Source organism: Kitasatospora sp. NPDC057500 (assembly GCF_042802195.1).
GTDB lineage: Bacteria > Actinomycetota > Actinomycetes > Streptomycetales > Streptomycetaceae > Kitasatospora.
Window position 1 is genome coordinate 1 of the sequence record NZ_JBHVER010000055.1, and the last position, 25,676, is coordinate 25,676.

Below are 25,676 nucleotides of genomic sequence, written 5' to 3' on the forward strand. Positions count from 1 at the left end.
CGGTCGCCCCGGCCGCCCCCCGGGCCGCCCCCCGCCCCCCCGGGCGGGGGGGGGGGGCCCGCGGGGGCGCCGGGGGGGCCCCCCCCCCCCCCCGCGCGGGGGGCGGCGCCGCGGCCGGGGGGGCGGGGGAGGGGTGGTCCGGTGGGGGAGTGCGCGCGCTTCCGGGCATCAACCTGGACCAGACCGCGCGCGCACGTCAAGGACCGTCGGAGGACCAAAGGAACGTCGCGGCAAGGCTTACGCGGACCTTAAGGTTCCGCCATGGACAAGGACTTGGACGGCACGGGCCCGGGCTCGGGCGCGGGCGACAGGGATCTGCGGATCGTCTTCCTCGGCGACTCGTTCACCCAGGGGGTCGGGGACCCGGAGTACCGCGGCTGGGTGGGCCGGGTGATGGCGGAGTGCTGGGCGGGGCTCGCGGCGGGGCCGGAGGGGGTGACGGTGTTCAACCTCGGTGTGCGGCGGAACACTTCGGCGGACGTGCTGGCCCGTTGCCGGGACGAGACGGCGGCCCGGGTGCTGCCGGGCGCGGACAACCGGCTGGTGCTGTCGGTGGGCAGCAACGACGCGGTGGAGGAGGGCGGACGGCCGCGGGTCGCGCCGGAGGAGTGCCTGGCCAATGTGGCCGCGTTGCTGGACGGGGCGCGCGAACGCGGCCTCGCGCCGCTGGTGGTGGGCCCGCCGCCGGTGGTCGGCGCCGGGACGCCGCACCTGGAGCGGCTGCTGGCGCTGGCCGACGGGATCGCCGGGACCTGTGCCGGGCGCGGGGTGCCGTTCATCGACGTGACCCGGGAGTTGGCGGCGGACCGGGTCTGGACGGCGGAGGCCCTGGCCGGGGACGGCGCGCATCCGGGGGCGGACGGGTACCGGCGGCTCGCGGGCCTGGTGCTGCGGGGCGGGTTCCGGAACTGGCTGACGGCCCATCACCCCCTGGTGGGAACGGGCTTGACCTAGAGCGCACTCGAAGGGGGAGGCTGTTCCCGTTGATCCGACCGCGGTCGGCGCCACCGGGGCCGACACCAGTGAGGAGTACGTCATGCGCAACGCCACGCTCGGCAGCGAGGGTCCCGAGGTCGGGGTCGTGGGCCTCGGCTGCATGGGGATGACCTGGGCCTACGACGTCCACAACCGTGACGACGGGAACTCGGTGCGGGTGATCCGGCAGGCGCTGGACCTCGGCGTCACGCTGATCGACACCTCCGACATCTACGGTCCCTACACCAACGAGGAGGTGGTCGGCGCCGCGCTGGCCGGACCGTACCGGGAGCGCGCGGTGCTCGCCACCAAGGTCGGCCTGGTGCCCGGCAACGCCGAGGAGCGGGTGCTGCGCAACGGGCGCCCCGAGCACATCCGGCGGTCCATCGACGACAGCCTGCGCCGGCTCGGCACCGACCACGTCGACCTGTACCAGCTGCACCGGATCGACCCCGAGGTGCCGGTGGAGGAGTCCTGGGGCGCGCTGGCCGAGGTGGTCGCGGCCGGAAAGGCGCGGCGGATCGGCCTGTCCGAGGTGACCGTCGAGGAGATCGAGCGCGCGCGGGCCGTCCACCCGGTGGCCTCGGTGCAGAACGAGCTGTCGCTCTGGACCAGGGACTCGCTCGCCGAGGTGCTGCCGTACACCGAGGAGCACGGGATCGCGTTCCTGCCGTTCTCCCCGCTCGGCCGCGGCTTCCTGACCGGCGGCATCACGTCCTTCGACGAGCTGCCGGCGGACGACTTCCGCCGCGGGCTGCCGCGCTTCCAGCAGGAGGCGCTGAAGACCAACCTGGCGCTGGTCGAGCGGGTGCGGGCGATCGCGGTGCGGCTCGGCGCGACGCCCGCGCAGGTGGCGCTCGCCTGGGTGCTGGCGCAGGGCCGGTACGTGCTGCCGATCCCGGGCACCAAGACGCCGAAGTACCTGGAGGAGAACGCGGCGGCGGCCGACCTGGTGCTCTCGCCGGCCGACCTCGCCGAGCTGGACGCGCTGCCGGCGGCGTCGGGCGAGCGGTACTGAGGGACCGGCGGCAGTGAGGGACCGGCAGCAGTGAGGGGCCGGCGGTGCTGAGCGGCTAGCGGCCCTGGATCCAGATCTGCTTGCGGCCGGTCTCGCCCGGTGCCCGGACCGGTGCGTCGACCACCCGGTCGAGCCGGAAGCCGAGCCGGCGGGCCACCGCGCCGCTGGCGGTGTTGGCCGGGTCGCAGTGGATCTCGACCCGGTGGATCCCGGGCAGGGCGAGTGCCGCCTCGGTGAGCGAGCGGGCGGCGGCGGTGGCGATGCCGCGGCGGCCGTGCTCGGCGCTCACCCAGTAGCCGATCTCCAGCGCGCCCGGGCCGATCCTGCCGTGCAGGCCGAACGAGCCGATCACCCGGCCCGGCTCGGCGTCCAGGCCGGCCAGGTAGATGAAATCGGTGCCGGCGTCCCAGGCGGCGACGCCGGCCGCGGTGAGCCGGGCGGTCCTGGCCGGGGTGGGCGCCTCGGCGGCCCACTCCAGCCAGGGCCGCAGATGGTCCAGGTTGGCCCGGACGGCGGTGTTGAGCGCGGGCGCCTGGGCCGGGGAGCGCCGCCGCAGGGTGATCCCCCCGGCCGGCCGCAGCAGTTCGGGCGGCCGGCCGGGAGTGGGTGCGCCGGGTGTGACTCGGACGGGTGCGCCGGGCGCGGTCGCGTCCCCGCACGGCGGCGGCATGACGTGATTCATGACAGCGATTATGTCGGCGTCCTGTACCTGTCACCACCGGCCGCCGCCGCGCGGCGGGCCCGTCCGGGGGCGCGTCAGAGCCGGATCAGCACCTCGTCGAGATCCTTGCGCCGCAGGTCCGGCACGCGCGCCCCCTCGGCCGGGTAGCCGACCGGGATGACGTAGGCGGCCCGCTCCTCCTGCGGCCGCTCGCACACCTCGTTGAGGAACTTCATCGGGCTCGGCGTGTGCGTGAGGGTGGCCAGACCCGCCTGGTGCAGCGAGGAGAGCAGCAGGCCGACCGCGATCCCCACCGACTCCTTGGTGTAGTACGGACGCGGCGAGTGGGGGCCCTTGTGCACCTCGAAGACGACGATCACCGCGGGCGCGTCCTCCAGGAACGGCTTGCGCCAGTCGGTGCCGATCGGCGCCAGCGCGGCCAGCCACTCCTCGGAGGCCCGGTGCGCGTAGAACTCGCGCTCCTCGGCCTCGGCGGCCTCGCGGAGCCGGCTCTTGCGCTCCGGATCGGTGATCACCACGAACCGCCAGGGCTGCACGTGAGCGCCGCTCGGTGCGGTGTTGGCGGTGCGGATGGCCCACTCGACCACGCCGTCCGGGATCGGGCGGGTCGAGTAGTCGCGGACGGTCCGGCGCTGGTCCATCACGTCGTGGAAAGCCTTGCTGCGGGCCTCGGCCTCGTGGGCGGGCACGGTCATGGGGGTGAGCGGGACGGTCGGGTGGGACACGTCTGCCACCGCGCTGTCGAGCGCTGTGCTGTCAACCATGGGCGACAGCACAGCACATGACGGCGGGCCGGGGAAGAGGTCTGGACCTCGTCTCCCGGCCCGCCCGCCGTGTGACCGCCTACAGTTCGCGGACCCGGCCGCCGCCGACCTCGATCCGCCGGTTCACCGCGACCGTGTCCAGCATCCGCCGGTCGTGGGTGACCAGCAGCAGCGTGCCGGTGTACGAGGCCAGCGCCGACTCCAGCTGCTCGATCGCGGGCAGGTCCAGGTGGTTGGTGGGCTCGTCCAGCACCAGCAGGTTCACCCCGCGCGCCTGGAGCAGCGCCAGCGCCGCCCTGGTCCGCTCGCCGGGGGAGAGGGTGTCGGCCGGGCGCAGCACGTGCACCGCCTTCAGGCCGAACTTGGCCAGCAGGGTGCGCACCTCCTCCGGCGCGAGCTCCGGGACGGCGGCGGCGAACGCCTCCAGCAGCGGCTCCCCGCCCAGGAACAATCCGCGCGCCTGGTCGACCTCGCCGACCACCACGCCGGAGCCCAGCACGGCACTGCCCGAGTCGAGGTCCAGCCGGCCGAGCAGGGCGGCCAGCAGGGTGGACTTGCCCGCGCCGTTGGCGCCGGTGATGGCCACCCGGTCCGCCCAGTCGATCTGGAGGTCCACCGGGCCGAGCGTGAAGTCGCCGCGCCGGGCGGTGGCCGCGCGCAGGGTGGCGACCACCGAGCCGGAGCGCGGCGCGGCGGCGATCTCCATCCGCAGCTCCCACTCCTTGCGCGGCTCCTCGACCACGTCCAGCCGCTCGATCATCCGCTGCGTCTGGCGGGCCTTGGCGGCCTGCTTCTCGGTGGACTCGGTGCGCATCGCGCGCCCGATCTTGTCGTTGTCGTTGGACTTGCGGCGGGCGTTGCGGACGCCGTTCTCCATCCAGCCGCGCTGCATCCGGGCCCGGGCCTCCAGACCCGCCTTGGTGTCGGCGTACTCCTCGTACTCCTCGCGGGCGTGCCGGCGGGCGGTGGCGCGCTCCTCCAGGTACGCCTCGTAGCCGCCGCCGTAGAGGTTGACCCGGTGCTGGTGCAGGTCCAGCTCCAGCACCTTGGTCACGGTGCGGGCCAGGAACTCGCGGTCGTGGCTGATCACCACGGTGCCCGCGCGCAGGCCCTTGACGAAGGCCTCCAGCCGCTCCAGGCCGTCCAGGTCGAGGTCGTTGGTGGGTTCGTCGAGCAGGAAGACGTCGTAGCGGGAGAGCAGCAGCGAGGCGAGGCCGGCCCGGGCCGCCTGGCCGCCGGAGAGGGCGGTCATCGGCAGGTCCAGGGAGACCTTGAGGCCGAGCGAGTCGGCGACCTCCTCGGCCCGCTCCTCCAGGTCGGCGCCGCCGAGCTCCAGCCAGCGGTCCAGGCTCGTGGCGTAGGCGTCGTCGGCGCCGGGTGCGCCGTCGACCAGGCCCTGGGTGGCCTCGTCCAGAGCGGCCTGCGCGGCGGCCACGCCGGTGCGGCGGGCCAGGAAGTCGCGGACCGACTCGTCCGGGCGGCGCTCGGGCTCCTGCGGGAGGTGGCCGACGTTGGCGGTGGCCGGGCTGAGCCGCAGCGAACCGCCCTCCGGGGTGTCCAGGCCGGCCAGCAGCCGCAGCAGGGTGGACTTGCCGGCTCCGTTGACGCCGACCAGGCCGATCACGTCGCCGGGGGCGACGACCAGGTCCAGGCCGGAGAAGAGGGTGCGGTCGCCGTGGCCGGCGGCGAGGTCCTTGACGACGAGTGTGGCGCTCATGATGCCCCGATTCTAGGCGGGCGGACGCGGATGCCGCCGGGGGCGGTGCCGTGCAGCGGTGCTGCCCACCCGCCCACTCCGCCGGGGCGGGCCCGTGCACCGCCCCGGCGGAGTGGGTTCAGCGCGTGACCGGGGTCACTTGGTCTTCTTCGAGAAGTAGTCCAGCGCGTGCTGGGCGACGTCGTCCAGGTACGGGCCGGCCTCCCAGGTGTTGTCGAAGCCTCCGATGGAGGTGTCCGACACCAGCACCTGCTTGCCGTCCCTGGTGGTGAACCAGCCGCCGCCGCTGTCGCCGCCGGTGCCGTTGCAGCCGGTCATCAGCATGGTCGGGCGGGCCGGGTCGATGGAGCGGCGGGCGGGCTTGCCGGCCTCGCAGCGCTCCAGCTCCATGCCGTCGAACGGCTTGCCGGCCGGGTAGCCGTAGGTGCTCACGGTGGTGATCTGCTCGCGCGGGGCGTTGAACCAGACCGGCACCGAGCCGCCGACGACCTCCTCCAGCGACTTGCCGCTGCCGTCCGGGTTGGCCACCCTGAGGATGCCGAAGTCGTACTGGCTCCACGGGCCGCCGTTCTGCGGGTCCGCCTCGGCCGCCCACTGCGGCGAGATCATGCCCGCGACGGCACCCCACTCGCCGTACGGCTCGGCGTCGGCGAGCGAGCCCCGCTTGCCGGCGCTGACCGCGCCGCTGCTGTTGAAGGCCGGGGCGAAGGTGATGTTGGTGTGGTACTTGCCGCCCTTTCCGCCGTGCAGGCAGTGGCTGGCCGTCCAGACCAGGTTGCTGCGGCCCGGGTTGGCCGGGTCGGACACGACGGTGCCGGAGCAGACGTAGTCCTGGTTGCCGTCCTGGAAGAACAGCTTGCCGTTGACGTGGGCCGGCTTGGCGTACGGGTGCGGGACGGGCTTCATCTCGACCGGTTTCGGCTGCGGGTCGTTCTGGCCGCCCCCGGTGCCCCCGGTGCCCCCGGTGCCCCCGGGCTGGGCCGGGGACGCGCCGGTCGGCGGGGCCGTCGGGGCCGCCGACGTCGGCTGGGCGGTGGGCGGCGTGCTGGGCTGCGCGGTGGGCGGGCTGCCCGGGCCCGGCTTGGCCGGCTTGGCCTTGAGGATCTTCTGCAGGTCCCAGAAGCCCTTGACCGCCGGGGTGATGACGTTCTGCTGGGCCCACTCGTCCCAGTCGTCGAAGCTCCACTTCTTGAGCTCGTCGGCGCTCGGCAGCTTGATCGGCGGCAGACCGCCCGGCTTGCCGGTGGAGTCCGGGGCGGCCGCGGTGGTCGCGCCGGTCGGACCGCCGGACGGGGCGGCGACCGGGTCGCTGTTCTCCGGGCCGCACGCGGTCGCGACGACCATGGTCAGCGCCACGGCGGAGGCGCCCAGCGCGGCACGCGTCGCCCGGGATATCGGTGACATGTTTTCAGTTCCCCCTGTGAATGCACGCCACAGCCGCGGATGTCGAGCGGGTGGCAGGGGAGGAGTCTGCCACGAGCGGCGGACGCCCTCCGTCCCGCGGGCCGGTCCGGGGCGCGGCTGTCACCGGATCGGCACGTGATCGGCACCGGAAAAACCGGTTGCACGTCACCGGGCGCCTCCGTAGCGTGATGCCCGTCACCCGCCAGAACAGGAGCAGGCCCTTGATCTACTGAGGTCCCGAGACACCGCCCCCGCCGCACCGCAGCCATGGCACCGGCCCTTTGCCGACCATGCCGCTGCCCGCGGTCCGTGAGTGTGCGCGTGCCCGACCTCAGTGGTGAGCCGGCCCGGCGTCCCCGTCACTGCGACGACCCCGGCCCCCACCTCCCGGTCCCACCCGCACCCGCGGTGTCTCCCCGTGTTGTTCCACGACCACGTCGGCGACCTCCGGGAGGCTTTCCATGGCACAACCCACCACCTCACTCCTCTGCACCGACCTCTCCTTCGAGTGGCCGGACGGCAGGCCCGTCCTCGACGGCTTCCACCTCGCCGTCGGGCCCGGCCGCACCGGGCTGATCGGGCTCAACGGCGCGGGCAAGTCCACCCTGCTGCGCCTGCTGGCGGGCGAACTCACCCCCACCTCGGGCGCCGTCAGGGCCGCCGGTGAGATCGGCTACCTGCCCCAGGGCCTCACCCTGGACACCGGACTGCGGGTCGACGAGGCGCTCGGCGTCCGGGCCGCCCGCGAGGCCCTGCACGCCATCGAGTCCGGCTCCACCGACCAGCGGCACTTCGACGCGGTCGGCGACGACTGGGACGTCGAGGAGCGCGCCCGCGCGCTGCTCGACCGGCTCGGTCTGCAGCGGCTCGGCCTCGACCGCACCACCGGCGAACTCTCCGGCGGCGAGGCCGTCCTGCTGCGGCTGGCCGCCCTGCTGCTGCGCCGCCCCGACGTCCTGCTGCTCGACGAGCCGACCAACAACCTCGACCGGTCCGCCCGCGCGCGGCTCTACGAGACGGTGGCCGGCTGGGGCGGCGTGATGGTGATCGTCAGCCACGACCGCGAACTGCTCCAGCACGTCGACCAGATCGCCGAGCTGAGGGACGGCCAGGTCAGCTGGTACGGCGGCAACTTCGCCGAGTACGAGCGGACCGTCGCCGCCCAGCAGGAGACCGCCGAGCGGCTGCTGCGCAACGCCGAGGCCGACGTCCAGCGCCAGAAACGGGACCTGGCCGAGGCCCGGATGCGGCTGGACCGCAGCGCCAGCTACGGCCGGAAGCGCTCGATCACCCGCAACGACCCGCACATCGTCGCCGGCAAGCTCAAACGCCAGGGCCAGGAGACCGCGGGCCGGCTCCAGGGCATGCACACCGAACGGCTGGAGGAGGCCAGGCGCAAGCTGACCGTCGCCGAGGAGGCCGTCCGGGACGACGCCGAGATCCGGATCGACCTGCCGCGCACCGCCGTGCCGGCCGGACGCACCGTGCTCACCCTGGACAAGGTCCGGCTGCCGTACGGCATCACCGCCGACCTCGACCTGCGCGGGCCCGAGCGGATCGCCCTGGTCGGCCGCAACGGCGCGGGCAAGTCGACCCTGCTGCGTGCCATCGCCGGCGAACTCGCCCCGCTGCGGGGAGAGGTCGTCACCCCGGTGCCGCTGCGCCACCTCCCGCAGCGGCTCGACCTGCTCGACGACGAGCTGACCGTCGTGGGCAACGTCAAGCTGTTCGCGCCCGGCGCGGGGGACAACGCGATCCGGGCCCGGCTGGCCCGGTTCCTGTTCCGCGGCGGGCGGGCCGACCAGCCGGCCGGCACGCTCTCCGGCGGGGAGCGGTTCCGCGCCACCCTGGCCGCGCTGCTGCTGGCCGACCCGCCGCCGCAACTGCTGCTGCTCGACGAGCCGACCAACAACCTCGACCTGGCCAGCGTCCGCCAGCTCACCCAGGCGCTCGCCGCCTACCAGGGCGCGCTGATCGTCGCCAGCCACGACGTGCCGTTCCTGCGCGGGTTGGGCGTCACCCGCTGGCTGGAGCTGGACGGCGAGCTGAGGGCGGTGGATCCGATGTGATCAGCGGGGGCCGGTCCCGGTGGCGAGCAGTCGCCGGGCCTCGGTCAGGGCGGAGTCCTTCAGCCCGGCCAGCTCCTCCTTCGTGAAGACCGGGGTCCGGACGTCCGGCGGGATGCCCGGTCCGTCGAAGGTGGTGCCGGCCGGAGTGAGGAACTTCTCGTTCGGCAGGATGGCCAGGAGCTCGGCCGAGAGCGGCTTGAACATGATGTCGGAGAACACGCCCTGGGTGTTCTCGCCGATCCGGACCGGCGCCGGGCGCCGTTGCATCAGCGCCTGGGTGAAGGTCTCGCCCGCGCTCACCGTCGAGCCGGCGGTGAGCAGGGCGACCGGCCCGGTGTAGCGGGTCGTCCCGGCGGCCGGGCGGACCACGCTCGGCTGGGGCGCGGTGAAGCGGGTCGGGTCGGCCGGGTCGTTGCGGGCCACCTTGCGGTAGGCGAGGAAGGGCCGGTCGGTGAGCCGGGAGGCGATCCGCAGCCCCAGCTCGTCCGAGCCGCCGCCGTTCAGCCGGAGGTCGATCACCAGGCCGTTCAGCCGCTCGGGGTGGGCCAGCAGCAGGTCCAGCGCCCTGTCCAGCTCGGCCGCGTGGTCCTGGTAGGGGCCGTCGTCGACGTACCCGTCGAAGCCGCTCACCCGCAGGTAGCCGATGCCGCCGGGGAGTTCGCCGACGCCCAGCCGGCCGAGGCCGAAGGTCTGCTCGGGTGCGAGGAGTTGGGCGGCAACCGCCCGGCCCGCCTGCTCCCGCAGCTCGTCGGTCGGCTCCTCGGTGCCCGGGCGCAGTCCGCCGAAGACGAGGTCGTACCCGCCGTCGGCCGCCTTGCGGGCCAGCGCGGTGTGCGCGTCGCCGAGGGGTTCCAGGAGGCCCTTGATGATCCCCTCAAGTCCGGCGGTGTCGGTCTGCGGGGTGATGGTCGCCCGCGCCGCCGCGCCCTTGGCGTGCCAGTCGATGCCCTTGGCGGCGAAGAAGGGGTAGTTCTCCTCGAAGGTCGCCCAGAACCGGTCGAAGACCGCGAGCGCGTCCTGCGGCGCCGGTTGCGTGCACCGGGCCGGCAGCCCGCCGGGCAGCCGGGACAGGTTCTTGGTCGCGGTGGCGCCGTCGTCCTCGTACACCGCCCGGTCGCGGCCCCGGGGCGTGACGGTCAGCTCGCCGTACCCCTTGCCGGGCAGGCCGTAGCGGACGGCGCCGCCGGGCCCGGGGCTGCCGACCTGCACGCCGCCGAGGAACCCCGGGGTGCAGCTGATCCGGGTCACGTCGTACGTGGTGAAGGAGGTTCCGTGGATCTCCATGATCGTGCCGTAGCCGTCCGTCTGCCAGACGCCCTCCAGCCGGTTGACGCCCGGCCGCTCCGCCGCACCGTCCCCGTCCGTCGCCGCACCGGCCGCACCCACGGTTCCCGCCGTGACCGCGAGCGCGACCGCCGCGATCCCCGCCGCCCTGGCCGTCGCCCCGGCCGCAGTCCTGGCCGTCGACTTCCTCTGCCCCATACCCATGCCGTCCGCCGTGCCTCCAGGTCCGGGCCTCCCCCGCGGAACCCCTCCGCCGCCCACGGGTCGACGGTACGAGCCGGTGCGGCCGTGGCACGTCAGCCTGCGGAGCGGTCCGCACCGCGACCGTGGAGGTACGCCGGGAAGACCCGGCTCCGACCGGCGGCGTACGCGCTCCCGGAGCGGTGTCGGGGTCGGCGGCTCGGTGTCCAACTCCCGTGCGCTCCAGTACCATCGGCGCCATGCCAGCCCTCAACATCGAGTACACGGAGCACGAACTCGCCGCCATCCGCGAGGCGGCCGCCGCCGACGGCAAGAGCGTCAAGGCGTATGTGCACGACCTGAGTGTGCGGGAGCAGCAGCGCCGGGTGTTCGTCTCCCACGCGGTGGCGTTCTGGAACGCGCACCGCGAGGAGTTCGACCGGGAGTTCCCGGAGGACGCGCCGGCCGCCTGAGCGGGCGTGCGACGGGGGCCGCGATGATGCTGCTGCGAGTCGATCTGCGCTGGCTGCTCGACGTCCAGGAGCTGGCCTCGCCCGAGGACCTCAGCGTGCGGGACTACTCGGCGCTCCAGGCGGCCGTCGCGCGGCACCGGGTGAACACCGCGCAGCTCGGCCACGACGCCGATCCGGCCTGGTGCGCGGCCACCCTGATGCACACGATCGTGCTGCTGCGCCCGCTCCCGGTGCGCAACAACCTGTACGCCTGCATGACGACGGCCGCGTACATGCACGCGGCCGGCGAGGGCATCGACCCGCCGTACGGGGCTCTGGTGGAGCTGGCCCGGGGCATCGCCGACGGGCGGGCGGACGTGTTCGCGGCGGCCGACCGGATCCGGTCGTGGCGGATCTGAGCGCAGGCGGGCCCGGACCGGGCCCTGACCGGGCGGCCGGCCGCCGGCGGGGAGGGGGCGGTCAGGCCCCGGCGGGGACGGGGCCGCGGTGCAGCCGGGCGCGGACCAGCGTGCCCAGCCGGTCCAGGCCGACCACGGCGGCGCCCAGCGCGGTGAACTCGACCGTCAGCAGCGCGATCTGGCCCCAGACGTAGCCGTACCCCTCGGTGGTCGGGTCGAAGAAGAAGTACGGGTACGGCAGCGGGTAGTTGGAGAACAGCGCGTTGCGGAGGAGCACCACCGCCGCGTAGCCGAGCGGGAAGGTGAGCCAGAGCGGGATGTCCCGCCAGGCGGAGGCGTTGCGCGGCCTGAACACCAGCCAGTCGGCGATCACCAGTGCCGGGGTGACGTAGTGCAGGAAGAACGACGACCAGTGCTGGAGTTTGTCCGGACCGTCGAAGAGGCCGGGCAGCGGGTTGGCGCCGTGCTCCAGCAGGATGTGCGAGACCAGGCCGGTGATCAGGATGTACAGGGTGGCGGCGCCGCGCAGCCGGGGCGCGGGGGCGTCGGTGGTGCCGCGCTTGAGCATCCAGTAGACGGCGCCGGCGAAGTAGCCGAGCACGATCACATTGCTCTCGATGGTGAAGTACACCAGCGGTGCGGTCTGCAGGGTCAGGCCGAGGCCTGCCGAGAGCACGATGCCGGCGCGCCACCAGAGCGCCGGGCCGGTCCGGACTGACATGCGGTCACCAGTTCGTTTCAGGCGATACGGGAGGTATCGGACGGTCGGAGGGGAAGGGCCGCACTCTACCCGTCGGTGGGACGTGAACGAAAGAATCGTTCCTGCCCACTGCTGAGCCCCGGGTTCAGCCCGGCAGCACGAACCCCGACTCGTACGCCGCGATCACCGCCTGGGTGCGGTCCCGCGCGCCCAGCTTGGCCAGTACGCCGCCGACGTGCGTCTTCACCGTCTCCTGGCTGAGCACCAGCCTGGCGGCGATCTCCCCGTTGCTGAGCCCGGTCGCCATCAGCCGCAGCACCTGCCCCTCGCGCTCGGTGAGCCGCCCGATCGGGCCGCGTTCGGGGGCCGGGCGGTCGGCCCGCGCGGCCGGCGCCGTGTGCCGCAGGGCCAGTTCGCGCACGGCCGCCGGGAACAGCAGCGAGTCCCCGCGCGCGATCAGCCGCACCGCCTGCACCATCTCCTCGGCCCGCGCCCGCTTCAGCAGGAACCCGGCCGCCCCCGCCCGCAGCGCGTCGTACACGTGGTCGTCGTGCTCGAAGGTGGTGACCACCAGGATCCGCGGCGGCTCGGCCATCCCGGCGAGCAGCTGCTCGGTGGCCCGGATGCCGTCGATCCCCGGCATCCGGACGTCCATCAGCACCACGTCCGGCCGCAGCTCGCGCACCAGCGGCACCACCTCGGCGCCGTCGGCCGCCTCGCCGACCACGGTGAGGTCCGGCTCGGCCTCGATCACCACCCGCAGGCCGGTGCGCACCAGCCGCTCGTCGTCGGCGATCACCACCCGGACCGGCCCGCCGGCCGTACTGCCCGTCCCGTCTGCGACGTTCCCGTTCCCGTTCCCGTTGCCGCTTGCGTTGCCATTGCCGTTCCCGTTCACCGCTCTCCTCCCATGGGCAGCCAGACGGCCAGCCGCCACGTCGTCCCGTCGTCCACCGGCCCGGCCTCGCAGCCGCCGCGCAGTGCCGTCGCGCGCTCGCCGATCCCGCGCAGCCCGCGCCCGCCGCCGGGCCGGCCGGGCCGCGAGCGGCCGAGCGGGTTGGTCAGTTCGATCTCCAGCCGCCCGCCGGCCGGGGCGATCCGCAGCCGGGCGGGCACGGGGCCGGCCGCGCCGGCGTGCCGCAGCACATTGGTCAGGCCCTCCTGGACGATCCGGTAGGCCTCGCGGGAGAGCGCGGCCGGCAGCCGGTCCAGCCCGGGGGCCACCTCGGCGTCCACCGCCAGCCCGGTGCGGGCCAGCTGCCGAAGCAGGTCGTCCAGTGCGCCGAGGGTCGGTCCGGCGGGGCCGGCCGTGTCGCCGTCCTCCTCACGGAGCAGTCCCAGCACCGCGTCCAGTTCGGCGACGGCGTCGCGCGCGGTCTCCTCGATGGCGGCCAGCGCCTCCGCCGCGAACCCCGGGTCGGAGCGCAGCACCCGGGCGGCGGCCGAGGCCTGGATGCCGACGGCGCTCAGCGCGTGGCCGACCGAGTCGTGCAGTTCGCGGGCCAGCCGGTTGCGCTGGGCGAGCACGGCGGCCCGCCGTTCGGCGGCCGCCAGCCGCTCGTCCGGGGTCGGGCCGAGCAGCACGGGCGCCCACCGCGCCAGCAGCGCGCCGAGGCCGGCGCTGGTGCCGACGATCAGCGCCAGCAGCGCGCCGCCCAGCAACGAGCCCGGCAGCCACCCCGGCAGGCCCTGCTCCTCCCAGAACCGCACCATCTCCTCGAAACCGGTCGGCCGGAGGATCAGCACGACGGCGAACGGCACACCGGCCAGCGTCATCCCGCTGACGATGCCGCCGAACAGCAGGTGCAGCACGAACCACCCGGCCGTCCGCCGCCGGGCCGCCCAGGACCGGGCCGGGCCGGTCACCACCTCCGCCGCCCGCCGGGGCGCGCACAGCGCACGCGCGGCCACCCCCTCCAGCGCCCGGACGGTCGGGACCAGGGCGGTGACGGCGGCCATCGGGAGCGAGGCGGCGAGCGCGGCGAAGTAGAGCAGGACCTGCACCAGCGGGCCCTTGCGCGGGTCCAGCGAGCCCAGGAGGACCGTCGACAGCATCCAGTACGGCATCAGCAGCGCGCCGCCGAGCACCAGGTGCACCCAGCGCCGCCGGGCGCGGCGCCCGAGCAGGGCGCCCGCCGCCCGTCGCAGCGCGCCGCCGCCCCGGTCCCGCTCCCGACCCGCCCCCGTGATCATTCCGCCGACTCTACGTCAGGGTCCTCGGCCCGGACGACGGTCGCCGCCGCCCAGGCGGTGTCCGGGACGGCACCCCGCGCCGCCCGCTCGGCCAGCGCGACCGCGCCCACCGCCAGCACCAGCAGCCCGGTCACCACCTGTGCCGCCTCCACCAGCGGCAGCAGCCCCGGCACCGCTTCGCGCGGGTCGACGGAGGCCGTGACGGACGTGCCGTGCGCCACCAACTGCCAGGAGCCCCAGGCGAACACCGACCCGGCCGCCGTCCACACCACCGCCAGCGGCCCGCGCAGCCGCCACCCCGGCCGGCACCGGAACACCAGCACCAGCAGCGCCGCCACCGCGGCCACCGCCATCACCGCCGTCACCGCGTCCATGATCACCGTGTTCCGGCCGCGCTGGTCCAGCCACGCCAGTGGCAGCCCCGCGGACCCGCCGAGCGCCCAGTACAGCCGGGCCGCCGCGACCCCTGCCGCGAGCAGCGCGGCGACGCCCGCGAACGCCCGCTGGGTGGTCAGCGTGGCGGAGTGCGGCAGGTCGCCGATCCGGTCGCGGCGCAGCAGCCCGCCCCAGCGTTCCCACGCGTACAGCAGGAACCCGGTGATCAGCGCCAGCCCCTGGGCGGCGAATCCGCCGTAGACCAGGGTGAACACCCAGCCGCTCGGCCCGTCGTCGTCCTGAGCGGCCTGCTGCTCCGGGCCGAGCACCAGGGCGGAGAGCATGGAGAGCGGCAGGGCGACCAGGATGGTGCCGAGCAGGCCGGTCGCGACCCACATCGGGAAGGCCAGCAGCCCGGCCGGCACCCGCCGCCCCCACGGCCGGACGAACGCGAGCGCCAGGAGGACGGCGACGGCGTCCATGCCGAAGGTGAGCAGGTTGACGAGCCACAGGTCGTCCATGGCCCCGGCGTCGCCGACCCCCACCGGGTGGCCGGTGAGCCAGAGCAGTTTGAGGGTCAGGTAGGGCACGGTCGCCGCGACGGCCACCGAGGCCGCCGCGGTCCGCAGCCGGCCGACGGGCGCGGGCGGGTCGGTGGACGGGACGGTGGGCGCGGGCGGATCGGCGGGAAGGAGCGGCGGTGTCGAGGTCATGCCCCCACGCTCCCGCGCCCCGCCCGCCGGCACGTCCTCCGGCAACCCGATCCGCCTCCCCCGCCGGGGTGAACCGGAGGAGGAGGCGGCGGTCCTCGGGGAGGAGGGGGCGGCTAGGGGACGATCGGCTCGCAGCCGATCGCCTTGCCGGCGGCGGTGAGGAACTGCGTCCAGACCGCCTCGGTGTCGGGCAGCAGGTGCCGTTCCCTGAGGGCCGGTGCCGGGCGCTGTTCGTAGTGGAAGTACGTCTTCCGGCCCTGGCAGAGGGCCACCACGTCCTCGTTCGAGCTGCCGGTCCACGTGCTCCGCCCGAACGCCGTGGAACGCTCCCCTTCCGGCGGGAGGTCCAGCATCCGGGGCTCGGTGACGACGATGAACGATGCCACGAGGTCCCCGGACGGCTTGTCGGTCACGTCGCAGGACCAGATGGGCGAGAAAGCCGTGGTGGCCTGCTGGCGGTACCACTCGTCATGGTTCGCGTCGGGTGCTTTGGTGACCGCCATGCCGGGCAGGCCGCAGAGGTTCCCCCAGTCGACCGGCTGCTCGGCGCCCGCCGGGGACAGCGTCTTCGGCGCGGGCGGCGTGCTGCCGCAGTTGCGGTCCTTCGCGGCGAGACCGGCGAGCTCGACGGCGAGCCGGGCGATGCCTTCCGCGTTGTCGCCGTCCTCTCCGTTGTGGCCGGTTCCGACCGACGCCTGCAAGCCGGTGGGGCAGCCCTCCGGGAGCAGCGCCCACGCGCCGCCCGGAGTCACCGCACCCACCGCACCATGCTCGGCGAAGAGCCGTGCCCCCGGGCGGGATTCGGCGTGTACGCTCCGGCTCACGGAGAGCCCGAACGAGACGCTCTGCTCGGTGTCCCCGAACAGCCCGAAGCTCACCGTGGCGGCGCAGTGCTGCAGCGGGTCGACGGCGGTGGGGGAGTAGCCGGGGGACTTCTCCTCGCTGATCCGCCCCGGCCCCAGCGCGGCGTGGACGGCGTCGGCGCTCGCCGCGCCCCCGCACACGCTGTCCGGTCCGAATACGTTGGTGAACCTGAGCAGCAGCAGCCCCGCCACCCCGGCCGTGATGGCCAGCAGCACGCCGGCCGCCCGCAGCCGTAGCGCCCGGGTGGTGAAGCCGCGCTTGGAGAGCGCCGTGTCGACCTGCTCGCTCAGGGGCCGGTGCTCGTTCGTCGGTTCGTTCATCAGTCCCGTCCGAGTGCCTGGCGGTGGGCGTTGTCGACGCCGGTCTGGTAGCTCTTGTCGACTTCGTTCAGCAGCGCCGTGGTGACGCCGCCGGTGGCGTCGACCTCGTGCAGCGGGATCCCCGCGGCCTGGGCGCGCCCCCGGATCATCGCCTTGAGCTGCTCGTCGCCGGCTCGGAAGGCGTCGGAGATCTGTGCGGCGGCCTCCCGATCATTTTTGGTGATGATCTCATTGGCGTGGGCGGCGGTGCCGATGTCGACCAGTCGCTGAGCCACGTCGCCCACCACGGGGATGGGCGTGAGCGGAGCGCCGATCACGTGGTACTGCATCTTGGAGGTCCAGTTGGCGCGGAAGTTCTGGTCGTCCCGGTGGTCGTCGATGACGTCGGTACGCACGCCGCTGAGCGCGCCCATCACCTCGGCCGCCTCGTGCGCGAAGCCCTCGATCCGGTGGTTGGGACGGCCCGTGCCATCCGGTTGGAAGGCCTCGTCCGGATACCCCTCCAACCGACGGGCGATCTCCTCGGTCTCGGCGCGGGTGATGGGCTGGAACGCCTCGGGGTCCTCGGCGACACCGCGGATGACACGCAGCATCTGGTCCTGCCTGATGGTGAGCCCGCTGGTCTCCGAGGTGCCGCCGGTCTCCTTGCCGAGGATCTCGTAGGTGTCCGGGGCGTAGTCGGCGATCATCTCGCCGAGCGGCCGGCGCAGCGCGGCGGGCAGCTCGTTCTCGTGGCCGGCCCTGTCGCCGCCGAAGTGGTTGACGGTCTCGGACATGATCCGGGCCATCGCCTCGTCGTGCGGGCGGACCGGCGGCTGGTTGCCGTGCGGGTCGCGGCCGGTGGTGGCGGCCTGGAGCGCGTCACCGAAGGCGCCGCGCGAGGTGTCCCGGGCCAGGGAATCGGTCTGCTGGTGCTCGTAGCCCTGGTTGGGCCACTGGCGGTCCTTGAGCAGGTAGTCGAGGTTCTTGTTGGCGCCGGGGTCGAGGAACTCCTTGGAGGCCTCCGGGTTGTGGCTCATCGCCTTCATCAGCCCGCGCATCGGGTCGCCCTGCCGGCCGGTGACGGCCGAGTAGTCGGGGCCCCAGAGCTCCTCGCCCTTGAGCGCGCTGGTGCGCTCGTAGTCGACCAGGTCGTTTCCGACCTTGGTCAGGAACGGCTTGTCGAAGTCGCCCCCGGCGCCCATCAGCTCGGTGAGCGCCCGGTAGTTGTCGTTGTACCCGGCCGCCGACCCGCCCGGCTTGCGGGCGGCCTTGAGCAGGTCGTCCTCCCAGGACCTGCCCATGCCGCCGTCCTTGGTGGCGGTGGCGAGCACCTGGCCGAGGCCGGCGTGGACGTCCTGGTACTGCTGGGCGTTGTGGTTGCCGCGGCCGAGGTCGCCGTAGACCTTGGCGTAGTCGAGCAGCGCCTCGGGGCCGCCGTGGCCGCCGGCGTTGAGGCTGTTGAGCAGGGTGGTGGAGAACTCCTTGGAACCGGAGTTGGCGGCCAGCAGGCTCTGCAACTGCTGGAGTTCGCTGTCGGAGAGGCTGCCGCCCTTGGTCAGCAGGTCGTTGGCGCGCCGGGCGTCGGCGGTGTCGCCGCCGCCGTAGGGCTTGGCGTTGAAGGCGGTGGTGCTGCTGCCGACGTCGCTCTGCAGGGCGACGGCGGCGCTCCGGTCGGCGGCGGTGGCCTGCTGCACGGCCTTGGTGAGCCGGGCGGATATCGCCTCCGCCTTGACCTTCATCTCCTCGTCGTACTTCTTGACCGCCGGGCCGGCGTCGGGGTCGTTGCGTGCGCCGGGCATCGGCGGCCAGCGGACCTCGCCGTCGGCGCTGACGGTCATGGTCTGGCTCTCGGCGTCGTGGATCGCCGTGTCGAGGGCCCTGCGGGCGGCGGTGAACTCGGCGGCCGCGTCGCGGATGATCGCGGCGAGCGCCTTGGCCACCGCGGCGGCCTGGGTGACGTCGGTGTCGACGCCCTTGAGGGCGGCACCCGCCCGGACGGCGGCGGGACCCTCCCAGCCGGCCCGCTGCGGGGTGCCGGTGAGGTCGCGGGAGACCCGCGAGTCGAGCGCGTCGAGGGCCGTGGCCATCGAGGTCCAGGCTTCGGCGGTCTCGGTGACGCCGGCGAAGTCGGCCTCGTGGAGCTCCTTGAAGGACACCATGGGGGTTGCTCCTCTCCGCTCAGCGGCCGGGGCGGCCGAGCTGCCCGACGACGGACGTCTCGTTGGACTGGTAGGCGCGCTGGGTGGCGTCCAGGTTGTCGGCGGTGCCGGTCAGCTTGTCGTGCAGGGTCTTGCACTGCTGGAGCCAGCGCTCGGTGGAGCCGGTGAGCGCGCCGCCGAAGGCGAAGCCGCGGATCCTCCCGGCGGCGGTGGAGGCGTGCTCGGAGAGGTTGTTGCCGCCCCTGCCGTTGGCCCTGTCGAGGTCCGTCGCGATCTGGCGGGCGATGCCGGCCGAGGCGTTGAGCTCGTAGGGGCGGTCGAGCCGGGTGGTCGTGCCGCCGGGGTCCACCCCGGGGGAGGGGGACGGCACCGGGCCCGGTGCGGCTGTCGGAACCGGTGCCGGGGAGGGCGTCGGACGGGGCGTGGGACTGGCGAACGGCGACGTGCTGGGCGCGACCGGCCCGGTGGTGAACCCTGGGTAGACCATGTGCGGCTGCTCTTCCTTCCTGCGGATCCGACGGAAGGTCAGCAGCCCCCCGCCAGGGGAAGACGGTACCCGGCCGTACGTGGACGCACCGGGGCGCCCTTCGAGGCCGCGTCCGCACGGCGCACGCCAGGGGTCGCACCGAAGCGGGAAGGTCTTGTTACTGAACGGTCGCTTCCCTATCATCGCGAGTGTGACAGCTTTACTGTCAGACTTCGTCGACCATCCGGAGGGACCGTGGCGCCGGAACGTGACAGCGGCGGGGACGGGCGCGGCGGACCGCTGGCCGGTGTGCGCGTGGTCGAACTCGCCGGGATCGGCCCCGGGCCGTTCGCCGCGATGCTGCTGGGCGACCTCGGCGCCGACGTCGTGCGGGTCGACCGGCCCGAGCCCTCGCCGCTCGGCATCGACCCGGCGTACGACGTCGCGGGCCGCAACAAGCGCTCGGTGGTCGTCGACCTCAAGGCCCCCGGCGGTCCCGGCACGGTGCTCGACCTGGCCGCCCGCGCCGACCTGCTGATCGAGGGCTACCGGCCCGGCGTCGCCGAACGCCTCGGCGTCGGGCCCGAGGCCTGCCTGGCCCGCAACCCCGCGCTGGTGTACGGGCGGATGACCGGCTGGGGCCAGCACGGGCCGCTGGCCGCCCGGGCCGGGCACGACATCGGGTACACGGCGGTGTCGGGCGCGCTCGGCCTGGTCGCCCCCGCCGCCGGCCCCGCAGTCCCCGCCGCCGGCCCCGCAACCGCCGCCGCCGGCCCGCCCGCCATCCCCGCCAACCTGCTCGGCGACTACGCCGGCGGCTCGCTCTACCTGGTCGTCGGACTGCTCGCCGCCCTGCACCACGCCCGCGCCACCGGCGCCGGCCAGGTCGTCGACGCCGCCGTCGTCGACGGCGCCGCCCACCTCACCGCCGTCCTCCAGGGCCTGCTGGCCGGCGGGAGCTGGCAGGAGCGGCGCGGCGTCAACCTGCTCGACGGCGGCGCGCCGTTCTACGCCGTCTACCCGGCGGCCGACGGCGGCCACCTCGCGGTGGGCGCCCTGGAGCCGCAGTTCTACGCCGAGTTCGCCCGGCTGCTGGAGCTCGGCCCGGACGCACCCGGCCAGTGGGAGAGCGCCCGCTGGCCCGAGTTGCGGGCCCGGATCGCCGCACGCTTCGCCAGCAGGCCGCGCGCCGAGTGGGAGGCCGTCTTCGCCGGATCGGACGCCTGCGTGGAACCGGTGCTGACGATGCGTCAGGCGCACGCCCACCCGCACCTGGCGAGCCGGTCGACGTACGTCGAGGTGGACGGCGTCACCCAGCCCGCGCCCGCCCCGCGGTTCTCCGCCACTCCCGGCGCGCTGCGCCGCCCGCCCGCCAGGCCGGGTGCCGACGCCGCCGAGGTCGCCGCCGACTGGGGCGTACCCGCGCTCGATCCGTCAGCGGTCGACTGAACCGCCCGCCCCGCCAAGGAGACTGCCGTGCAACGCGACCTCTTCACCGATGAGCACGAGGACTTCCGGGCCGCCGTCCGGGCCTTCCTCGCCAAGGAGGTGCTGCCGCACTACGACCGGTGGGAGAAGGCCGGCATCGTCGACCGCGAGGCCTGGACGGCCGCCGGCCGGCAGGGCCTGCTCGGTCTCGCCGTCCCCGAGGAGTACGGCGGCGGCGGCACCGCCGACTTCCGCTACGCCGCCGTGCTGGCCGAGGAGTTCGCCCGGGCCGGCGCCTCCGGCCTGGCGCTCGGCCTGCACAACGACATCATCGGCCCCTACCTCACCTCGCTCGCCACCGAGGAGCAGAAGCGCCGCTGGCTGCCCGGCTTCTGCAGCGGCGAGCTGATCACCGCCATCGCGATGACCGAGCCCGGCACCGGCTCCGACCTCCAGGGCATCCGCACCCGGGCGGTCGACCGGGGCGACCACTTCCTGCTCAACGGTGCCAAGACCTTCATCTCCAACGGCATCCTCGCCGACCTGGTGGTCGTGGTCGCCCGCACCACCCCCGAGGGCGGCGCGCACGGCCTCGGCCTGCTGGTCGTCGAGCGCGGCATGCCCGGCTTCGAGCGCGGCCGCAACCTCGACAAGATCGGCCAGAAGGCCCAGGACACCGCCGAGTTGTTCTTCCGGGACGTCCGCGTCCCCAAGGAGAACCTGCTCGGCGAACCGCACCAGGGCTTCCTGTACCTGATGCGGAACCTCGCCCAGGAGCGGCTCACCATCGCCGCCGCCGCGATCGCCGGCGCCGAGCACCTGGTCGAGATCACCACCGCGTACGTCAAGCAGCGCGAGGCGTTCGGCCGGCCGCTGGCCAAGCTCCAGCACGTCCGCTTCGAGATCGCCGAACTGGCCACCGAGTGCGCCGTCACCCGCGCCTTCGTCGACCGCTGCATCACCGAGCACAACCGCTTCGCGCTCACCCCGGCGGACGCCTCGATGGCCAAGTGGTGGGCCACCGAACTGCACAAGCGCACCGCCGACCGCTGCCTCCAACTCCACGGAAGCTACGGCTACATGGCCGAGTACCCGGTCGCCCGGGCGTTCACCGACGGCCGCATCCAGACCATCTACGGCGGCACCACCGAGATCATGAAGGAGATCGTGGGCCGCTCCCTGCTCGACTGATCCCCACCACCCGACCCCGCCGCCACCCCCGCCGCCACCCCCGCCGCCACCCCCGCCCCGAAAGGCTCCCCACCGTGACCACCGAAGCGTACGTCTACGACGCGATCCGCACCCCGCGCGGCCGGGGCAAGGCCACCGGCTCGCTGCACGGCACCAAGCCGATCGACCTGGTCGTCGGCCTGATCCACGAGATCCGCCGCCGCTTCCCGGAGCTGGACCCGGCGGCGATCGACGACATCGTGCTCGGCGTGGTCAGCCCGGTCGGCGACCAGGGCTCCGACATCGCCCGGATCGCCGCCGTCGCCGCCGGTCTGCCCGACACGGTCGCCGGCGTCCAGGAGAACCGCTTCTGCGCCTCCGGACTGGAGGCCGTCAACCTGGCCGCCGCCAAGGTCCGCTCCGGCTGGGAGGACCTCGTGCTGGCCGGCGGCGTCGAGTCGATGTCCCGGGTGAAGATGGCCTCCGACGGCGGCGCCTGGTTCGCCGACCCGATGACGGCCTACGAGACCAACTTCGTGCCCCAGGGCATCGGCGCCGACCTCATCGCCACCATCGAGGGCTTCTCCCGCACCGACGTGGACGCGTTCGCCGCCGAGTCCCAGGCCCGCGCCGCCAAGGCCCGGGCCGACGGCCTGTTCGACCGCTCGGTCGTCCCGGTCCGCGACCGCAGCGGCCTGGTCGTGCTGGACCGCGACGAGTTCATCCGCCCCGGCACCACCGTCGAGACGCTCGCCGCGCTCAAGCCCTCCTTCGCCGCCATCGGCGAGGCCGGCGGCTTCGACGCCGTCGCCCTGCAGAAGTACCACTGGGTGGAGGCCATCGACCACGTCCACCACGCCGGCAACTCCTCCGGCATCGTCGACGGCGCCGCCCTGGTCGCCATCGGCAACCGCGAGACCGGGGAGCGCTACGGGCTGCGTCCGCGCGCCCGGATCGTCTCCGCCGCCGTCTCCGGCTCCGAGCCGACCATCATGCTCACCGGCCCCGCGCCCGCCACCCGCAAGGCGCTCGCCAAGGCCGGGCTGACCGCCGCCGACATCGACCTGGTCGAGATCAACGAGGCCTTCGCCGCCGTCGCCCTGCGCTTCATCCGCGAGATGGGCTTCTCCCCGGAGCAGGTGAACGTCAACGGCGGCGCCATCGCCCTCGGCCACCCGCTGGGCGCCACCGGCGCGATGCTCATCGGCACCCTCGTCGACGAGCTGGAGCGGCGCGAGCTGCGCTACGGCCTGGCCACCCTCTGCGTGGGCGGCGGCATGGGCATCGCCACCATCGTCGAGCGCGTCTGACCCCCGTCCTCTCCCCACCTCTCCGGAGATCCGAACCCATGAGCGACACCACCACCATCCGCTGGGAGCAGGACCAGGACGGCGTGGTCACCCTCGTCCTCGACGACCCCGCCCAGTCCGTCAACACCATGAACGAGGCGTTCACCGCCGACTTCGAGGCCGTCGTCGCCCGGCTGGCCGGCCTCGCCGCCGCCGGCGGACTGCGCGGCGTGGTCGTCACCTCCGCCAAGAAGACCTTCTTCGCCGGCGGCGACCTGCGGATGCTCTCCGCCGCCGGCCCCGGGGACGCCGCCGCCGTCTTCGAGAAGTCGATGCGGATCAAGCGCGCCCTGCGCACCCTGGAGACGCTCGGCAGGCCGGTCGTCGCCGCGGTCAACGGCAGCGCGCTCGGCGGCGGCCTGGAGCTGGCCCTCGCCTGCCACCACCGGATCGCCCTGGACACCCCGGCGAGCCGGATCGGCCTGCCCGAGGTCACCCTCGGCCTGCTCCCCGGCGGCGGCGGGATCGTCCGCACCGTCCGGCTGTTCGGCATCACCGACGCCCTGCTGAAGTTCCTGCTGCAGGGCCGCCAGTACCGCCCCGCGCAGGCCCTCGAAAACGGACTGGTCCACGAACTCGTCGACACCCCGGAGGAGTTGGCTGCCCGGTCGCGGGCCTGGATCGAGGCCAACCCGGCCCCCGTCCAGCCCTGGGACGTCAAGGGCTACAAGATCCCCGGCGGCACCCCCAGCACCCCCGCCCTCGCCGCCAACCTGCCCGCCTTCCCCGCCAATCTGCGAAAGCAGCTGGCCGGCGCCCCCTACCCGGCGCCGCGCAATGTGCTCGCCGCCGCCGTCGAGAGCGCCCAGGTGGACGTCGACACCGCGATGGTGGTCGAGGCCCGCTACTTCACCGAGCTGGCCTGCGGACAGACCAGCAAGAACATGATCCAGGCGCTCTTCTTCGACCTCCAGGCGGTCAACTCCGGTGCGGGGAGGCCCGCTTCGGTGGAGAAGCGGACGGTCCGCAAGGTCGCGGTGATCGGCGCCGGCATGATGGGCGCCGGCATCGCCCACGCCTGCGCCGGGGCCGGCATCGAGGTGCTGCTCAAGGACGTCACCCTGGAGGCCGCCGAGCGCGGAAAGGCCTACTCCGAGGGCCTGTCGGCCAAGGCTGTGGCGCGCGGGCGGAGCACCGCGGCACAGCGCGACGAGCTGCTCGCCCGGATCACCCCCACCGCCGAGGCCGCCGACCTGGCCGGCTGCGACGCGGTGATCGAGGCGGTCTTCGAGAACCCCGAGCTGAAGCAGAAGGTGTTCCAGGAGATCGAAGGCGTCGTCGCGCCGGACGCCCTGCTCTGCTCCAACACCTCCACCCTGCCGATCGGCCTGCTCGCCGAGGGCGTGCGGCGCCCCGCCGACTTCATCGGCCTGCACTTCTTCTCGCCGGTCGACAGGATGCGACTGGTGGAGATCATCCGCGGGCCGCGGACCGGGGACGAGGCGCTGGCCCGCGCCTTCGACCTGGTCCGGCAGATCGACAGGACGCCGATCGTGGTCAACGACTCGCGGGGCTTCTTCACCTCGCGGGTGATCGGCCGGTTCATCAACGAGGGCGTCGCCATGATCGGCGAAGGCGTGGAGCCGGCCAGCGTCGAGCAGGCCGCCGCCCAGGCCGGCTACCCGGCGAAGGTGCTCTCGCTGCTCGACGAGCTGACCCTCACCCTGCCGCGCAGGATCCGCGACGAGCACCGGCGCGCGATCGAGGCGGCCGGCGGCGAGTGGACCGCCCACCCGGCGGACGCCGTGGTGGACCGGATGGTCGACGAGTTCGGCCGCCCCGGCCGCAGCGGCGGCGCCGGCTTCTACGAGTACGACGGGAACGGCGTGCGCGGCCGCCTCTGGCCGGGCCTGCGCGAGCACTTCACCCGCCCGGACGCCGACGTCCCCTTCGAGGACCTCAAGGAGCGGATGCTGTTCAGCGAGGCCCTGGACTCGGTGCGCTGCCTGGAGGAGGGCGTGCTCACCTCGGTCGCGGACGCCAACGTCGGCTCCATCCTCGGCATCGGCTTCCCGGCCTGGACCGGCGGCGTCCTCCAGTACATCAACGGCTACCCGGGCGGCCCGGCCGGCTTCGCGGACCGCGCCCGCGAACTCGCCGCCGCGTACGGCGAGCGGTTCGCGCCGCCCGCCCTGCTGGAACGGATCGCCGCCGAGGGACGCACCTTCACGGACTGATCACCGCCCGGGCGGGGCGGCCCGTTCCTCTTCGGCGGCCGCCCCGCCCGGCTCCCCGCCCGGCTCCCCGCCCGGCTCCTCGCCGAGCTCCTCCCGCAACGACTTCTGGAACGCCGTGACCAGCGCCTGCGCCACCATCGGCTGAATGTGGCCGGTGAGCGCCTTCATCCGCTCGACCTCGTCCGGCGCGGGCTCGCTCTCCCGGTAGGGCTTCCACACCGTCTCCCGGAACAGCCGCTGCAACTCGCGCGCCGTCGCCCGGCTGTGCTCCACCACCACCGCGCGCGCCGTGACCAGCGTCTCCAGCGGGATCGGCACGTCCAGGATCCGCACCCCCAGCGGCAGCAGGCCCGGGTCCACCCGGAACACCTCCGGGTCCGCCGTCCGCTCCAGCGCCCCCATCGCGGCCAGCCGGTCCAGCTGCTCCTCCGACAGCCGCCGCCCGGCCCGCCGCTCCAGCTCCTCCCGGCCCGCCTCCTCCGGCACCTCCGGCGTCCACGACGCCACCAGTGCCCGGTGGATCGCCAGATCCAGCGGCGTGGAGTCCTGGGGCAGCCGCGCCAGGTACCGCTCGATCGCGGCCAGTGTCAGCCCCTGCCGCTGCAGCTCCTCGATCAGCCCCAGCCGGTCCAGGTGCTCCGCCCCGTACCACCCCACCCGCCGCGCCCCCAGCACCGGCGGCGGCAGCAGCCCCTTCGTCCCGTAGAACCGCACCGTCCGCACCGTCACGCCCGCCCGCGCCGCCAACTCGTCGACCGTCAGCCGCACCTCCACCCCCGCCTCCCACCCGTAGCACCACCACTGTGACACCACGAG

22 protein-coding genes are annotated in these 25,676 nt (G+C 74.2%); 9 read left to right on the forward strand and 13 right to left on the reverse strand.

Features of this window, described 5'->3' with window-relative positions:
* The first annotated feature begins 261 nt into the window (after positions 1–261).
* Complete coding sequence (locus ACFU74_RS14700) at positions 262–954, forward strand: GDSL-type esterase/lipase family protein (protein WP_380756359.1); 693 nt, start codon at positions 262–264, stop codon at positions 952–954.
* An 82-nt stretch (positions 955–1,036) separates the two neighbouring features.
* Positions 1,037–1,993 (forward strand): aldo/keto reductase, encoded by a 957-nt coding sequence (locus tag ACFU74_RS14705; RefSeq protein ID WP_380756361.1) that lies wholly within the window; start codon positions 1,037–1,039, stop codon positions 1,991–1,993.
* Positions 1,994–2,048: 55 nt separating this feature from the next.
* Here the strand turns inward: ACFU74_RS14705 and ACFU74_RS14710 are convergent, their stop codons facing one another.
* The 4 genes from ACFU74_RS14710 to ACFU74_RS14725 all read right to left on the reverse strand — a co-directional run bounded on the left by ACFU74_RS14710 (position 2,049) and on the right by ACFU74_RS14725 (position 6,560).
* Complete coding sequence (locus tag ACFU74_RS14710) at positions 2,049–2,675, reverse strand: GNAT family N-acetyltransferase (protein ID WP_380756363.1); 627 nt, start codon at positions 2,673–2,675, stop codon at positions 2,049–2,051.
* Between the two features lie 74 nt (positions 2,676–2,749).
* A complete protein-coding gene (locus ACFU74_RS14715) occupies positions 2,750–3,439 on the reverse strand; it encodes a nitroreductase family protein (protein WP_380756365.1) in 690 nt (229 codons plus the stop codon).
* A 79-nt stretch (positions 3,440–3,518) separates the two neighbouring features.
* Entirely contained in the window at positions 3,519–5,156 is a 1,638-nt protein-coding gene (locus ACFU74_RS14720) for an ABC-F family ATP-binding cassette domain-containing protein (protein ID WP_380756367.1), read from the reverse strand.
* Positions 5,157–5,291: 135 nt separating this feature from the next.
* Positions 5,292–6,560, reverse strand: coding sequence for a hypothetical protein (locus tag ACFU74_RS14725; RefSeq protein ID WP_380756369.1), 1,269 nt, complete (start codon positions 6,558–6,560; stop codon positions 5,292–5,294).
* 461 nt (positions 6,561–7,021) lie between these two features.
* On the opposite strand from ACFU74_RS14725, the gene ACFU74_RS14730 reads away from it, so the two are divergent.
* Positions 7,022–8,629, forward strand: coding sequence for an ABC-F family ATP-binding cassette domain-containing protein (locus tag ACFU74_RS14730; RefSeq protein WP_380756371.1), 1,608 nt, complete (start codon positions 7,022–7,024; stop codon positions 8,627–8,629).
* On the opposite strand, the gene ACFU74_RS14735 is transcribed toward ACFU74_RS14730, so the two are convergent.
* A complete protein-coding gene (locus tag ACFU74_RS14735) occupies positions 8,630–10,111 on the reverse strand; it encodes a S41 family peptidase (RefSeq protein WP_380756373.1) in 1,482 nt (493 codons plus the stop codon).
* A 242-nt stretch (positions 10,112–10,353) separates the two neighbouring features.
* Here ACFU74_RS14735 and ACFU74_RS14740 point away from each other — a divergent pair, with 242 nt between their 5' ends.
* Both ACFU74_RS14740 and ACFU74_RS14745 read left to right on the forward strand, forming a co-directional pair.
* Complete coding sequence (locus tag ACFU74_RS14740) at positions 10,354–10,566, forward strand: hypothetical protein (RefSeq protein ID WP_344322900.1); 213 nt, start codon at positions 10,354–10,356, stop codon at positions 10,564–10,566.
* 26 nt (positions 10,567–10,592) lie between these two features.
* Positions 10,593–10,964, forward strand: coding sequence for a toxin Doc (locus ACFU74_RS14745; protein ID WP_380756428.1), 372 nt, complete (start codon positions 10,593–10,595; stop codon positions 10,962–10,964).
* Between the two features lie 61 nt (positions 10,965–11,025).
* Here the strand turns inward: ACFU74_RS14745 and ACFU74_RS14750 are convergent, their stop codons facing one another.
* The 7 genes from ACFU74_RS14750 to ACFU74_RS14780 form a co-directional block, all read right to left on the reverse strand.
* Positions 11,026–11,685, reverse strand: coding sequence for a Pr6Pr family membrane protein (locus ACFU74_RS14750; RefSeq protein ID WP_380756375.1), 660 nt, complete (start codon positions 11,683–11,685; stop codon positions 11,026–11,028).
* Positions 11,686–11,809: 124 nt separating this feature from the next.
* Entirely contained in the window at positions 11,810–12,463 is a 654-nt protein-coding gene (locus tag ACFU74_RS14755; protein ID WP_380756377.1) for a response regulator, read from the reverse strand.
* Between the two features lie 95 nt (positions 12,464–12,558).
* A complete protein-coding gene (locus tag ACFU74_RS14760) occupies positions 12,559–13,857 on the reverse strand; it encodes a sensor histidine kinase (RefSeq protein WP_380756380.1) in 1,299 nt (432 codons plus the stop codon).
* Entirely contained in the window at positions 13,854–14,945 is a 1,092-nt protein-coding gene (locus ACFU74_RS14765) for a hypothetical protein (RefSeq protein WP_380756382.1), read from the reverse strand. The genes ACFU74_RS14760 and ACFU74_RS14765 overlap by 4 nt, the downstream gene beginning before the upstream one ends.
* Positions 14,946–15,058: 113 nt before the next feature.
* Positions 15,059–16,129, reverse strand: coding sequence for a hypothetical protein (locus tag ACFU74_RS14770; RefSeq protein WP_380756384.1), 1,071 nt, complete (start codon positions 16,127–16,129; stop codon positions 15,059–15,061).
* On the reverse strand, positions 16,129–18,270 hold the full coding sequence (locus ACFU74_RS14775; RefSeq protein ID WP_380756386.1) for a DUF6571 family protein: 2,142 nt from the start codon (positions 18,268–18,270) through the stop codon (positions 16,129–16,131). The genes ACFU74_RS14770 and ACFU74_RS14775 overlap by 1 nt, the downstream gene beginning before the upstream one ends.
* Positions 18,271–18,289: 19 nt before the next feature.
* A complete protein-coding gene (locus ACFU74_RS14780) occupies positions 18,290–18,640 on the reverse strand; it encodes a hypothetical protein (protein ID WP_380756388.1) in 351 nt (116 codons plus the stop codon).
* 351 nt (positions 18,641–18,991) lie between these two features.
* On the opposite strand from ACFU74_RS14780, the gene ACFU74_RS14785 reads away from it, so the two are divergent.
* From ACFU74_RS14785 to ACFU74_RS14800, 4 genes are all read left to right on the forward strand, one after another.
* Entirely contained in the window at positions 18,992–20,185 is a 1,194-nt protein-coding gene (locus tag ACFU74_RS14785) for a CaiB/BaiF CoA transferase family protein (RefSeq protein WP_380756390.1), read from the forward strand.
* A 27-nt stretch (positions 20,186–20,212) separates the two neighbouring features.
* Positions 20,213–21,355, forward strand: coding sequence for an acyl-CoA dehydrogenase family protein (locus tag ACFU74_RS14790; RefSeq protein ID WP_380756392.1), 1,143 nt, complete (start codon positions 20,213–20,215; stop codon positions 21,353–21,355).
* A gap of 74 nt (positions 21,356–21,429) precedes the next feature.
* Positions 21,430–22,644, forward strand: coding sequence for an acetyl-CoA C-acetyltransferase (locus ACFU74_RS14795; RefSeq protein WP_380756394.1), 1,215 nt, complete (start codon positions 21,430–21,432; stop codon positions 22,642–22,644).
* A 38-nt stretch (positions 22,645–22,682) separates the two neighbouring features.
* Complete coding sequence (locus tag ACFU74_RS14800; RefSeq protein ID WP_380756396.1) at positions 22,683–24,860, forward strand: 3-hydroxyacyl-CoA dehydrogenase NAD-binding domain-containing protein; 2,178 nt, start codon at positions 22,683–22,685, stop codon at positions 24,858–24,860.
* Here the strand turns inward: ACFU74_RS14800 and ACFU74_RS14805 are convergent, their stop codons facing one another.
* Positions 24,861–25,673, reverse strand: coding sequence for a MerR family transcriptional regulator (locus ACFU74_RS14805; protein ID WP_380756398.1), 813 nt, complete (start codon positions 25,671–25,673; stop codon positions 24,861–24,863).
* Positions 25,674–25,676: the final 3 nt, after the last annotated feature.